Below are 12,361 nucleotides of genomic sequence, written 5' to 3'. Positions count from 1 at the left end.
GCCCTTCCCTTATCTCGTCTAAGCCCTGCTGAACGCTTCCAACGCTTTCAGAAACTCCTGCGACTCAGAAACTCCAGAGACTAGTGCGTGCGATACCCCGAGGAATAGTTCCGTGTGGGGCGAATGCCCGGCCGCTGCAGGGGCACCCACAGTTTGTATCGGTCGGCCCGGTAGTAAGAGACGGAATAGTCCACCATTGCACGGGCAACGAAGGCGTGGCGTTGAATCTTGAGCAGAGGTGAGCCGACGTCAACGTTGAGGAGCCTGGCGGTGGAGGGAGATGCCGCAGTGGCCTCGATCATGTCCTCACCCCACTCCATCACCAGCCCGAAGCGCTCACTCAGGACGTTGTACAACGAGGTTGGAGGTGCTTCATCGAGCAGCCCGGGCACCCGGTGGGCGGGAATGAAGTTTTCATCCACGCTCATGGGCTCATTGTCTGCCAGGAGAAGACGACGGAATCTCACCAGCGGTGTGCCTTCGTCCAGCTGCAGTTCCCTGGCCAGGAACGCGCTGGCGGCAATTTGCTCAAAGCTCAGGACCTTGGCGGCAGGCACCATCCCGCGACGCTGCATCTCTTCGCTATAGGAGGTCAACTTCACCTGCAGATCCAGCTTGGGCTTCCTGACGAAGGTTCCTAGTCCGACAACCCGCTCAATGACTTCTTCACCAACCAAAGCATCAATTGCTTGGCGGACGGTCATGCGCGCAAGCCCAAATCGTTCGGATAGGTCCCTTTCCGAAGGGAGCGCGGACCCGGGTGGGCAGGACTGTGCAATGAACGTCCGAAGGATCTCTCGGAGCTGAACGTAGATGGGGGTGCTGCTGGCGCGGTCAATCTCACCGGCAATGCTTGCTGCCTCAGCCACGGCAGACTTCCAGCGATTGAGTCATGATTCAAGGATAAATCAGCAAGACCACAGGTCTAGACCACCCATGCCGAATGTGGAAGACGCCCAGCCGCGCGGCTACGCTGGTGTGGAAGATTTTTAGAGACGGAATCCGTCGCGTATCAAAGGAGCAGGGTTGCCGGAACAGAAGACCTTCGTTGCCGCCGAAATCGGCTTGCACGCGCGGGCGGCCGCAGTGTTTGTTCGTGCCGTCACTGAAACCGGCCTTCCGGTAACCATTCGTAAGCACGACGGTCCTCCGGTTGACGCCCGGTCCCTCCTCGAAGTCATGACAGAAGACTTTGAGCAGGGTTGCGAGGTCTTCCTGGCAGTGGCCCCAGACGCCCTGAGTGGCGATCAAACCCTCCGACGGGCACAGGCAGCACTCCTCGCACTTTCGGCCGTCCTGGAGGGCACACAGGCCCACTGAGAGCCGCCTCTGGAAATCCACAAGGCAGGACCGGCTCGTTCTGGTAACTGCCTCTCCCCCGGATCTTAACAACGATGGGCCCCACCAAAAGGTGGGGCCCATCGTTGTGTTAGCAGTTAATTAGTGTGCGTGGTCGCCACGGCTGTACTCGAAAACCCAGCCAACCAAAGCAATCAAGGCGAGGCCACCAGCGACATACGTCACCCAGAAGCCAATCGCAAGGCCGAGGAATCCACCGGCACAAGCCAAACCAAGAACCAGCGGCCACCAGCTCCAAGGGCTGAAGTGCCCCTGCTCGCCGGCGCCTTCGTGGACCTCGGCGTCGGGGCGGTCTTCGGGCCGCAGACCGATCCGCTTACCCGTGAAGCCGAGGTATGCGCCGATCATGCCAGCAAGGCCACCGACGAGGAGGATGCCCAGGACACCCACCCACTCGTTCCATTCCGTCAGGAAGCCATAAGCGATGGCTACAGGGACGAAGAAGAAGACTCCGGCTCCGAAGAGCCACGATTCAATTTTCATTTGCTGACGTCCCTTTGGTCGGCGTTACCCAGAACGGCTGCTGCGGGTGACGGAGCCTCGGCAGTGTGAACCTGGGCCAACTCAGGGTGGTGCAGGTCCAGGGCCGGGCGCTCGGAGCGGATACGGGGCAAGGAGGTGAAGTTGTGGCGGGGCGGCGGGCAAGACGTTGCCCATTCGAGCGAAGCGCCGAAGCCCCACGGGTCATCCACTTCAACCTTCTTGTTGCTGCGCCAGGTGATGTAGACGTTCCAGAAGAACGGCAGGAGCGAAGCACCCAGGACGAAGGAGGAGATGGTGGAGAACTGGTTCATCCAGGTGAAATTATCCTGCGGCATGTAGTCGGCGTAACGACGCGGCATACCCTCAACACCCAACCAGTGCTGGATCAGGAAGGTGCCGTGGAAGCCGAGGAACAGGAGCCAGAAGTGAATCTTGCCAAGGCGTTCGTTGAGCATCTTGCCCGTCCACTTGGGCCACCAGAAGTAGAACCCTGCGAACATGGCGAACACAACGGTACCGAAGACGACGTAGTGGAAGTGAGCCACCACGAAGTACGAGTCGGACACGTGGAAGTCGAGCGGCGGTGAGGCCAGGATGATGCCGGTGAGGCCACCAAAGAGGAATGTTACAAGGAAGCCGATGCTCCAGAGCATGGGAGTCTCAAACGTGATGGAGCCCTGCCACAGGGTTCCGATCCAGTTGAAGAACTTCACGCCTGTGGGTACTGCGATGAGCATGGTCATGAAGGCAAAGAACGGCAGCAGCACTGATCCGGTCACATACATGTGGTGGGCCCACACGGTAACGGAGAGGGCGGCGATGGCGATCGTTGCGTAGACAAGACCCTTGTAACCGAAGATCGGCTTTCGGCTGAAGACCGGGAAGATCTCCGACACGATACCGAAGAACGGCAGGGCGATGATGTACACCTCAGGGTGTCCGAAGAACCAGAACAGGTGCTGCCAGAGGACCGCACCGCCGTTCTCGGGATCGAAGATGTGGGCACCAAAGCGGCGGTCGGCACCAAGTGCGAACAGGGCAGCTGCCAGCGGCGGGAAGGCCATCAGGACCAGGATCGCCGTAACGAGCGTGTTCCAGGTGAAGATCGGCATACGCCACATGGTCATGCCCGGAGCACGCATGCAGATGATGGTGGTGATGAAGTTGACGGCACCAAGAATGGTTCCGAAGCCGGACAACGCAAGGCCAAAGACCCAGAGGTCACCACCCACGCCGGGGCTGAACGTCGTGTTCGACAAGGGTGCATACGCAAACCAGCCGAAGGATGCAGCACCCTGAGGGGTGATGAAGCCGGACACGGCGATGGTGGAACCGAAGAGGAAGAACCAGAATGCCAGAGCATTCAGGCGCGGGAAGGCGACATCGGGTGCGCCGATCTGCAACGGCATGATGACGTTCGCGAAGCCGGCAAACAGCGGCGTTGCGAACATCAGCAGCATCACAGTGCCGTGCATGGTGAACATCTGGTTGTACTGCTCTTTGGTCTGCAGGATCTGCATGCCGGGTTCGAACAGTTCAGCGCGGATCAACAGCGCCATGACGCCACCGAGGCAGAAGAACACGAAGGACGCAATCAGGTACATGTACCCGATGGTCTTGTGGTCGGTGGAGGTGATCCAGTTGACGACGATGCGCCCCTTGGATTTAGGAACTACCGGAGCTTCGAGGACCCCCGGTGCGGATTGAGTGTACGTAGCCACGTCGCTTCCCTTACTTGGATTCGTTCAGGTTCGGGTTGCGGTCATATTCCGCACCGAGGAGGCCCGTGTTGCCTTCCTGGCGAAGCTTGTCCATGTGGGCCTGGAATTCAGACTCGGAGACAACCTTGACGCGGAAAAGCATTTCGGAGTGGTATTCACCGCAGAGTTCGGCACACTTGCCATCGAAGGTGCCCTCCTTGGTGGGGGTGAACCTGATGTAGTTCGTCTTGCCCGGGATCATGTCGCGCTTCTGAAGGAAGGCGGGTACCCAGAATGAGTGGATGACGTCGCGGGAGTTCAGCTCCAGGTCCACGGACTTGCCAACGGGCAAGTACAGGGTGGGAAGCAGTTCCTTGTCGACCTCATTGCCGGTCAGGTGAGCCTGAACGCCGGCCTCGTGGAGATCTTGATTGATGACCTCACCCTGCTTGTAGTTGAAGTCCCATGCCCACTGCTTGCCACGGACGTCAACAACGACGTCGGCAGGCTGGGAACGGTCATCAATTGCACGCTGGTCCTGGTCGGTGAAGTAGAAGAACACCAAGACCATGAACAGCGGGATGGTCAAGTAGAAGACCTCGAGCGGCAGGTTGTAACTGAGCTGCTTCGGGAAACCCGTGGTGCCCTTGCGGCGACGGTAAGCGATGATGCACCAGACCAGGAGGCCCCACGTGATGATACCGACTGCCAAGGCGGCGATCCATGAGTTGACCCAGAGGTCCATGATCCGGTCAGTGTGGTTGGTCGTGCCGCGCTCTGTAGGCAGCCAACCCTTCTCTACCTCTGGTGAACATCCGGTCAAAACCAACGCGCCGGCTAGTGCCAAGCCAGTGATCGATGTGATCTTTATGCGTCGGCTGCCGGTTCGGTTCTGCGAACTCACAGACGGCCCTTCCTCTTGTTGCTGTCTCCCGGCAGGCCGAAGGCTCACCGGGCACACTAAAAGTTTTACTACCCGATGTAGAGCTTACCGCTATCAGGCGGCTTTCGCGCACATGTCAGCGCCGTGGCTCCGAACGATTTCAAACACGTTCGAAGGGGCGCCGACATGCGGCGATGGCTCACATCAGTGGAATGAATCGCCACAGGCGCAAGACCCGCCGGCGTTCGGGTTATCAATGGTGAAGCCCTGCTTCGAAATAGTGTCTTCGAAGTCGATGCTTGCGCCGCTGAGGTAAGGAACGCTCATCTTGTCCACTACGACCTCAACGCCGTCGTAGTCGCGCACAGCATCTCCGTCGAGCAGGCGCTCATCGAAGTAAAGCTGGTAGATCAAGCCCGAGCATCCTCCAGGCTGGACTGCAACGCGCAGCCGAAGGTCTGTGCGCCCTTCCTGCTCGAGGAGGCTGCGGACCTTGCCCGCGGCGACGTCGGTCAGATTGACCTCGTGCGTGGCCAGTTCGTCGTCGTTGGTGACGAGCTGTGCTCCGGTGCTGTTTTCGTTGGTTGCAGTGCTCATTGGCCTACCTTCTTATGAAGCTCTTGGCGGCGGCGCCGGAACGCTGCCTGCCCTTACCCAATTACGTACGGGTTACAGCTAATGCTACGTCGCGCAGACGCTTAGCTATAACTTCTGACGTAACCACGGAGAGCATTTGGTTGTTCCCGGCGCGCCGCCGGAGCTTACTCCGCCAAACCTTCGGCGTTGAGCCGGGCCAGCATGAGGGTCTCAGCCAGCACGGCATGCCGGAAGTCTCCGATGTGCAACGATTCGTTGGCGCTATGCGCACGGGAATCGGGATCCTCAACTCCGGTCACCAGGATCTGGACATCCGGATACATCTCCAGGAGATCGGCGATGAAGGGAATGGAGCCACCAATTCCCATTTCCACCGGCTTGACACCCCACGATTCCCCCAGTGCCCAAAGCGCCATCCGTGCCGCGGCCGATGTTGTATCGGTGGAGAAGGCATTGCCGCTCTCCCCCGGTGTAAACGTGACCCTGGCACCAAAAGGCGCATGGGATTCAAGGTGCTGCTTCAGGGCGGCCATTGCGGCTTCGGGGTCCTGGCCCGGCGCCAACCTCATGCTGAACTTCGCCCGGGCCGCCGGTATAAGGGTGTTGGATGCGACGTCAACGGCGGGCACGTCCATTCCAATGATGGACAGTGCGGGCTTGGTCCACAAACGCGAGGCGATGGTTCCGCTGCCGGCAAGCCTCACGCCGTCGAGCACTGAAGCATCAGCCCGGTAGTCCGCTTCGGTAAGGTCCACAGCCACCTCGTCCCGGCTGACGAGGCCGGCCACTGCTACATTGCCGTCGTCGTCGTGAAGCGTCGCAATAAGCCGCGACAGGAGAGTGGGAGCATCGAGTACGGGACCGCCAAACATTCCCGAATGGACGGCGTGCTCCAGGACACGCACTTCGAACGTCCCGTCCACCAGGCCACGAAGGCTGGTGGTGAGGGCCGGCACTCCCACCTTCCAGTTGCTGGAGTCCGCAACTACGATCACATCGGCCCGGAGAAGTTCCTGGTGCTCCTCAAGGAACGCCCGGAAAGTGGGCGACCCCGCTTCTTCCTCGCCTTCGAAGAAGAAGGTCACGCCCAGCCCGAAGTCTTCCCCCAGGACCTTCGTCACGGCGCTGTAAGAGGCAAGGTGGGCCATGATGCCTGCTTTGTCGTCGGCGGCGCCACGACCGTACAGGCGGCCATTCCGCTCTTCGGCGACAAACGGTTCCGAGTTCCAGAGGCTTCGGTCTCCCGGGGGCTGGACGTCATGGTGGGCGTAGAGGAGGATGGTCGGCTTGCCTTGGGCGGCAGGTCGGCGCGCGACGACGGCAGGACCACCGGGCGTACCGTCCGGCTTGTTGCAGCGAAGGATACGGACGTCCTCCATGCCGGCCTCCTTAACCAAGGAAGCAACGGCGTCGGCGCTCCGATCCAGGTCCTTGGGATCGAAGCTTGCCCACGCAATCCCCGGAATGGCCACCAGGTCTTCCAGTGACGCGAGCGTGGCGTCGAAGGATTCGTTGACCGCCGCCGTCAGTGCCTCGACCGGAGTTGAGCCTGGATGCCCTTGCTTGTTCTGCGGGATCTCCGCATGTGCTGAAGTCATGGGCCACACTTTACCGCCGGGAATTCTCCCTCCGAAGCAGGCACAGCCGGAACCACGGGCCCGCACGCAGGTCACAGGGCACCGGTAAACCGGACACGTAACGTGCACCACCTTCCAGAGGGGTATTCTGTATGGGTGTTCGGACGCAAAAAGGAAGAGCCCAGCGCTCAATCAGTAGTAGATCAGGCCTACGCCACCGCACCGGAGCCCGGTGCAGGAAAGGGCGCCCCAACGCCCAAGCGGAAGGACCAGGAAGCGGCCCGCAAGCGCCCGTTGGTTCCCACCGACCGCAAGGCTTCCAAGGCAGCCGAAAGGGTAGCCATTCAGGATCAGCGGCAGAAAATGCGGCAGGCCCTGGACACAGGCGACGAGAAATTCCTCCCCCTTCGGGACAAGGGCCCTCAGAAGCGGTACACACGTGACTACGTCGATGCCCGCTTCAGCCTCGGTGAGTACCTCATGTTCGGCGCATTGCTGTTCGTGGTGATTTCCCTGATCATTCCGCCCACCAGCGCCGGCATCAGCTACGTTCTCATTGGCTTCTGGATCATGTTCCTCGCGGTCTTCGTGGACGTCTTCATCCTCTCGCGCAAACTTCGTAAGCGCCTGACGGAGAAGTTCGGCGAAGTGGAACGTGGCTCGATTTGGTACGGCTGCATGCGCGCCCTTCAATTCCGCAAGCTCCGCCTTCCCAAACCACAGGTAAAGCGCGGACAGTACCCCGACTAAGCGCTACAGACTCTTATGCAACAAGAAAGACCCCGGACCGCTGGTCCGGGGTCTTTCTTGTTGTGGCCGGCCTTAGCGGGATGCCTGTTTGCGAAGCTTCACCAGCCCCTTGTTGATCCGGGAAGCCCAGAAAGGGCCTTCGTAGAGGAATGCTGTGTAACCCTGCACCAACGTGGCCCCGGCATCCAAGCGATCCTGAACATCCCGCGGGGTCTCAACACCACCCACCGCAATAAGGACAAGCTGGTCCCCTACCGAGTCCTTGAGCCTGCGCAAAACCTCCAAGGACCGCTGCTTAAGGGGCGCACCGGACAAGCCGCCGGCGCCAAGAGACTCCACTTTTGCTGCGTCCGAGACGAGCCCGTCACGGGAAATCGTGGTGTTGGTAGCGATGATGCCGTCAAGTTTCAGGTCCAACGCAAGCCGTGCGACGTCGTCGACATCCTCATCGGAGAGGTCGGGCGCAATCTTGACCAGCAGGGGAACGTGCCGTCCGGCGGCTTCATCGGCAGCGTCGCCAACAGACCGGAGCAGGGGCCGCAGGCTTTCCACGTTCTGCAGCAAACGAAGCCCAGGGGTATTGGGCGAGCTCACGTTGACCACCAGGTAGTCGGCCGCCGGCGCCAGGCTGCGGGCGCTGACCAGGTAATCCTCGGTAGCGTCATCGAGCTCAACCACTTTGGTCTTGCCGATATTGACCCCGATGATCGGCCGGACGTCCGGGTGCAGCCGCTGTAATGCAGCCCGTGCTGACTTGAGCCTCGGCGCGACTGCTGCGGCGCCGTCGTTATTGAATCCCATGCGGTTGATGACCGCCTTGTCCTCAATCAAGCGGAAAAGGCGCGGTTTGTCATTTCCTGGCTGCGCTTGGCCGGTGATGGTGCCAACTTCCACATGCCCGAAACCGAGCTCGGACAACGCTTCGATGCCGTGCCCTTCCTTGTCGAAGCCTGCCGCCAAGCCGAAGGGTGAGGGAAAGACAAGCCCCAGAGCCTCCGTGCGAAGGGAAGCGTCAGGAGCGGTGATCCGGGCAAGGATCCTCCCGGCGCCGGAACGGTGGGCCGCCCGGATTCCTTGGAATCCGATCTTGTGGGCCTTCTCGGCATCCATCCAGGAGAAGGCCAACTTGAAGAATGTGGGGTAAACACGCATGGTCCTAGTTTTCCCGGTTACCGACAACTCACCAAACCCGTGACCATAGCTGCCGCTAGCATGTAGGCATGCCGATGGAGAATCGTGACGCACATCATGGGAACCACAAGGTCACTGCCGACATCGTGGTGGTCGGTGCAGGCTTATCCGGACTGGTTGCCGCAGCCACAGCGTATGCCGCCGGCAAGACAGTGGCCATCCTGGACCAGGAGCCGGGGGCTTCTGTTGGTGGCCAGGCGCACTGGTCTTTCGGTGGCCTTTTCATGGTGAACACGCCGGAGCAACGGCGATTGGGTGTGAAGGACAACGTTGAGCTTGCCCTGTCCGATTGGCTTGCGTCGGCAGATTTCGATCGGTCCCAGGACCGCACCGCCCGGGAATGGGCTGAGGCCTATGTCCACTTCGCCGCTGGTGAGAAACGGGCTTGGCTGCGGAGTCTGGGCGTTGGCATCTTTCCCTTGGTGCAATGGGCTGAACGCGGTGGCTACGGGCCCCAGGGCCACGGCAACACTGTCCCCCGATTCCACGTCACATGGGGAACCGGTCCGGCGCTTGTTGAACCGTTCCTCGCCAAGGTCCATGAAGGCATTAGGGCGGGCAAGGTCAGCGTGCACTTCCGGCATCGGGCGCTCTCCCTCACCACCACTGCGGGCAGGGTCACCGGTATTTCCGGCGAAGTACTGGAACGGTCGACGGCGGTGAGGGGCCAAGCGACCGGGCGCGGCGCCGTCGGGAGCTTTGAGGCAAGGGCAGATGCCGTTGTGGTGACGACCGGCGGCATCGGTGGTAATCACGCAGCAGTGCGCCGGCAATGGCCCGGGGACACTGCACCCGACTACATGCTCAGTGGCGTTCCCGCGTCCGTTGACGGCGAGTTCCTGTCCGCCGTTGAGTCGGCCGGTGCCTCCTTGATCAACGGCGACCGAATGTGGCACTACCCCGAAGGGATCCACAACTACGATCCGGTGTGGCCCCACCATGGAATCCGAATTCTGCCCGGGCCTTCTTCACTATGGCTGGACGCAGACGGACGTCAGCTGCCGGCGCCACTCTTCCCGGGCTTCGACTCTCAGGGTGCACTGAGGCACATAGTGGGTACGGGACACGGATACTCTTGGTTTGTCCTTAACCGCACCATTGCCTTGAAAGAACTGGCGCTCTCGGGGTCCGAGCAGAACCCGGATCTGACGGGTAAGGATGTCCGGCTGCTCGCATCGCGTCTTCGACCCACAACGGACTCCCCCATTCAGCGCTTCATGGACCAGGGCGTCGATTTCCTTCAGGCATCAACGCCTGCTGGTCTAGCAACACGCATGAATCAACTCACTGGAACTTCCTTGATTGACGCCGCCGCGCTTGAGGTGGTGATCCTGGCACGGGACAGCCAAGTAAGCAGCGGCTTGGGCAAAGATCCTCAACTGGCTGCGATCAGGGCGGCGCGTCGATTCGCTACGGACAAGCTCATGCGGGTTGCTCCCCCGCACCGGTTGACGGACCCACAGCATGGACCCCTGATGGCCATCCGCCTCTCGGTGTTGACGCGGAAAAGCCTGGGCGGCATCACCACGGATCTACACTCAAGGGTGCTGGACGGCGAGGGTATGGCTGTCCCGGGCCTCTATGCTGCAGGCGAGGCGGCCGGCTTCGGAGGCGGCGGCATCCACGGGTACCGGGCGTTGGAAGGAACCTTCCTGGGGGGTTGCCTGTTCACCGGGAGGGCTGCGGGCCGGCACGCCGCTGCCAGTGTCTAAGCTGAAGCCATGGAGTGGACCGCTGACATACTTGGACCCGACTTCCAATCCTGCGGCGTTGACGCCACGGGACCGGATGGTGTGATCAGGCACGCCACCTTGATCCGGCACGATGCCCACCCCAAGAGGCAGAGCAACGACGACGGCCAGCCGCCGCCGAAGCGTTACGGCGCCATACTCTTCCTGCACGGTTGGAGCGACTACTTCTTCAATACCGAGCTGGCCGGCTTCTGGGCAGGGCATGGTTACGACTTTTACGCCTTGGATATGCACAACCATGGCCGGAGCCTCCGTTCCGATTCGCCCGGTGGCTACGTAGGGAATCTGACCGACTACGACGCCGAGATTCAAAAAGCCATCGACATCATCCATGGCGATCGTGGTGCCTCCCCGAAGGGGAGCCTGACACTGATGGGCCATTCAACCGGAGGGTTGGTGGCCGCGCTGTGGGCCAGCCGTCATCCAAAGGAGGTCCAATACCTGGTTCTCGACAGCCCGTGGCTGGAGATGCACGGCAGTTCACTGGTGCGCCGCGCCGCGCAAGCCATGGTGTCCCCCATCGCAAGAATCCGGCCCGAGGCTGTCCTCAGGTTGCCGGAGCGTGGCTTCTACTTCCGCAGCATCAGCAGCACCGCCGAAGGGGAATGGACCCTGGATGAGAACTATCGGCCTCCGCTTGCGTTCCCGGTCCGCGCCGGCTGGCTCAGTGCTGTCTTTGCCGGCCATTCACAAGTTGCCCGAGGCCTGAAGCTGGAGATGCCGGTCCTTGTACTGACCTCTACCACCAGCGCCAATGGCATGGTGTGGCAGGAATCGATGCGCCGTTCGGATGCCGTGCTGGACGTCAGCGTCATCGCCTTGCGAGCCATGGCCTTGGGACGGACAGTTACCTTGGAACGCATCGATGGTGCCCTCCACGACGTCTTCCTTTCGGCTCCAGCCGTGCGGAAAGACGCCTATGCACGACTTGCGCGGTGGGTCAACGGATTCATGGATAACAACGAGCCTGAACATTGGCGGGAAGGAGACGCATGACCACCACGGAGGAGTCGGTTTCACTGTGGCAACCCGACGTTCTCGGCCACGGCTACGAGTGCATGGATCTGCCTTTGAAAGCCGACGAAGAGGGGCCGGTCAAAGCGACCCTCATCCGGCATGCACCGCCAGCGGCCCATCCGTCTCCGCAAGGCGTGCTGGATTTTCTAGCGTCCTTTACCAAGCGCACGCGCCGCCCCGCACCAGCTGACCCCGGCGGCGCACCGAGAGTAGTTCTCTACTTGCACGGGTGGGCTGACTACTTCCTGCAAACCGAACTGGCCGAGTACCTGACGGCGTCGGGCTTTCATTTCTATGCCTTGGATCTGCGGAAGTTCGGTCGCAGCCTGTTGCCGGGACAGACCCCTGGCTACACCTCGGATCTGGGTGTTTACGACGAAGACCTCGCCGCGGCCATCCGTGAGATCGAACAGGACATCGCACTAAGAACCAGAAACGCCACTCCGCCCACAATCCACATGCTCGCCCACTCCCTGGGCGGATTAATCGCGGCTTTGTGGGCCGACCGTCATCCCGGCCGGCTGGGTACCCTGATACTGAATTCGCCGTGGCTTGAACTTCAGGGAAGCAGTCTGGTCCGAAGTATTGCCATGCACCTGGTGGAACCCTTTGCACGGACCGATCCAAAGCGTCCGTTCAAATTCCCGGAAATGCCGGCGTATTGGGAAAGCGTCAGCAATGAAGGACATGGCGAATGGATCTTGGATCCCGTGTGGCGGCCGCGGGCTTCTTTTCCCATCCGGGCCGGCTGGACAAAAGCGGTTCTGGCGGGCCACGCAGCAGTGGAGCGCAAGCTCACCATCGATGCTCCCGTGCTGGTGCTCCTGTCCGGGCGGACCCGTATCCAGGCCGAGTGGGCTGCTGACCTGATGCGGGCTGATGCGGTTATTGATGTCGAGGAAACCGCACGAAGGGCACTCGGCCTTGCCCGGCGGACTGCCGTCTTCCGCTATCCCGGCGCCCTGCACGACGTCTTTCTCTCAAGGCGCACCGTCCGCCAACAGGCCTATCGTGACGTAGCTGTATGGCTGGCGGCTTATCCCTACTGAGTTC

General features: G+C 61.1%; 12 protein-coding genes. 5 read left to right on the top strand and 7 right to left on the bottom strand.

Translation table 11 applies throughout. From position 1 onward, the window contains the following. Positions 1–80: 80 nt before the first annotated feature. Positions 81–869, bottom strand: a complete 789-nt coding sequence (locus ACIQH5_RS01060; RefSeq protein WP_400399502.1) for a GntR family transcriptional regulator — start codon at positions 867–869, stop codon at positions 81–83. A gap of 157 nt (positions 870–1,026) precedes the next feature. On the opposite strand from ACIQH5_RS01060, the gene ACIQH5_RS01055 reads away from it, so the two are divergent. Beyond that, the gene (locus ACIQH5_RS01055; protein WP_400399500.1) at positions 1,027–1,320 is read left to right on the top strand and encodes an HPr family phosphocarrier protein; all 294 of its coding nucleotides are present in this window, start codon (positions 1,027–1,029) and stop codon (positions 1,318–1,320) included. A 120-nt stretch (positions 1,321–1,440) separates the two neighbouring features. On the opposite strand, the gene ACIQH5_RS01050 is transcribed toward ACIQH5_RS01055, so the two are convergent. The 5 genes from ACIQH5_RS01050 to ACIQH5_RS01030 all read right to left on the bottom strand — a co-directional run bounded on the left by ACIQH5_RS01050 (position 1,441) and on the right by ACIQH5_RS01030 (position 6,620). Further along, a complete protein-coding gene (locus ACIQH5_RS01050; RefSeq protein ID WP_024816774.1) occupies positions 1,441–1,842 on the bottom strand; it encodes a cytochrome c oxidase subunit 4 in 402 nt (133 codons plus the stop codon). Then, positions 1,839–3,563, bottom strand: a complete 1,725-nt coding sequence (gene ctaD / locus ACIQH5_RS01045; RefSeq protein WP_011774899.1) for a cytochrome c oxidase subunit I — start codon at positions 3,561–3,563, stop codon at positions 1,839–1,841. Before ctaD ends, ACIQH5_RS01050 begins: the two co-directional genes overlap by 4 nt. A 10-nt stretch (positions 3,564–3,573) precedes the next feature. Continuing rightward, the gene (coxB, locus tag ACIQH5_RS01040) at positions 3,574–4,446 is read right to left on the bottom strand and encodes a cytochrome c oxidase subunit II (RefSeq protein ID WP_400399497.1); all 873 of its coding nucleotides are present in this window, start codon (positions 4,444–4,446) and stop codon (positions 3,574–3,576) included. A 183-nt stretch (positions 4,447–4,629) separates the two neighbouring features. Beyond that, complete coding sequence (locus ACIQH5_RS01035; RefSeq protein WP_011774901.1) at positions 4,630–5,022, bottom strand: iron-sulfur cluster assembly accessory protein; 393 nt, start codon at positions 5,020–5,022, stop codon at positions 4,630–4,632. 164 nt (positions 5,023–5,186) lie between these two features. Beyond that, positions 5,187–6,620 carry a dipeptidase gene (locus tag ACIQH5_RS01030; RefSeq protein WP_400399495.1) on the bottom strand — a complete coding sequence of 478 codons (1,434 nt, stop codon included), beginning with the start codon at positions 6,618–6,620 and terminating at the stop codon, positions 5,187–5,189. 135 nt (positions 6,621–6,755) lie between these two features. Between ACIQH5_RS01030 and ACIQH5_RS01025 the strand changes: the two genes are divergently transcribed. Further along, positions 6,756–7,349, top strand: coding sequence for a DUF3043 domain-containing protein (locus tag ACIQH5_RS01025; protein ID WP_400399493.1), 594 nt, complete (start codon positions 6,756–6,758; stop codon positions 7,347–7,349). 72 nt (positions 7,350–7,421) lie between these two features. On the opposite strand, the gene ACIQH5_RS01020 is transcribed toward ACIQH5_RS01025, so the two are convergent. Then, positions 7,422–8,501: a quinone-dependent dihydroorotate dehydrogenase gene (locus ACIQH5_RS01020; RefSeq protein WP_400399491.1), complete on the bottom strand. Its 1,080-nt coding sequence runs from the start codon at positions 8,499–8,501 to the stop codon at positions 7,422–7,424. Positions 8,502–8,569: 68 nt separating this feature from the next. Between ACIQH5_RS01020 and ACIQH5_RS01015 the strand changes: the two genes are divergently transcribed. Genes ACIQH5_RS01015 through ACIQH5_RS01005 form a run of 3 tightly spaced genes read left to right on the top strand, consistent with a single transcriptional unit; the run spans position 8,570 to position 12,357 of the window. Next, complete coding sequence (locus ACIQH5_RS01015; RefSeq protein WP_400399489.1) at positions 8,570–10,252, top strand: FAD-binding dehydrogenase; 1,683 nt, start codon at positions 8,570–8,572, stop codon at positions 10,250–10,252. 9 nt (positions 10,253–10,261) lie between these two features. Then, the gene (locus tag ACIQH5_RS01010) at positions 10,262–11,287 is read left to right on the top strand and encodes an alpha/beta hydrolase (RefSeq protein WP_400399487.1); all 1,026 of its coding nucleotides are present in this window, start codon (positions 10,262–10,264) and stop codon (positions 11,285–11,287) included. Further along, a complete protein-coding gene (locus tag ACIQH5_RS01005; RefSeq protein ID WP_400399485.1) occupies positions 11,284–12,357 on the top strand; it encodes an alpha/beta hydrolase in 1,074 nt (357 codons plus the stop codon). Before ACIQH5_RS01010 ends, ACIQH5_RS01005 begins: the two co-directional genes overlap by 4 nt. Positions 12,358–12,361: the final 4 nt, after the last annotated feature.

This window comes from Paenarthrobacter sp. NPDC091711, from assembly GCF_044756605.1.
Classification (GTDB): Bacteria; Actinomycetota; Actinomycetes; order Actinomycetales; family Micrococcaceae; genus Arthrobacter.
Note: the sequence above shows the minus strand (reverse complement) of the source record. Positions and strands in the feature narration are given on the sequence as shown.